We start from the raw sequence: 471 nt of genomic DNA on the forward strand, positions 1-471 counted from the left end.
GTCCAGCAGGTCCAGCTCCTCGGCGAGCGTGCCGCCGGGCAGCGCCGTGCGGCCCGGCACCCCGGCGCAGGCCAGGAACAGGTCGGAGAACGTCGTCCGCCACAGGAAGTCCGCCTCGCACATGCGGTCCGCGAGATGCGGGTCCAGCCGTGCGGTCACCGCCGTCACCCAGGCCTGGAGACCGGGGTGGTGGGCCGGCTCGGACAGCGCGTGCAGCGCCATGCCCAGCTCGGCCAGCGGCGAGATCACCACGGCGATCCGCTCCGGCCGCAGCCCGGTGATGTCGATGTGCACGCCCATGCCCATATGGTGCACCCGGCCACCGACAGCGGGTCCCCGATCGACGGCCGCCGTCAACCGGGACCCGGTGAGCGCTAGGCGCCGGTCAGCCGGCGGGCGAAGTCCGCGGCCGCCCCGCGGACGTCGTCGGCCGTCCACTCCAGGGCGGCGGCGCGGACGTAGACCTCGGTG

At 75.2% G+C, this 471-nt stretch carries 1 protein-coding gene; it reads right to left on the reverse strand.

Annotation, left to right across the window (positions count from 1 at the left end; all coding sequences use genetic code 11):
• Window positions 1-300: DUF5937 family protein (locus tag LPA54_RS37685; RefSeq protein WP_228984931.1), on the reverse strand; the 300-nt coding region annotated here is incomplete at its 3' end.
• Between the last annotated feature and the right edge of the window lie 171 nt (window positions 301-471).

The organism is Streptomyces sp. DH12, from assembly GCF_020873895.1.
Classification (GTDB): domain Bacteria; phylum Actinomycetota; class Actinomycetes; order Streptomycetales; family Streptomycetaceae; genus Streptomyces.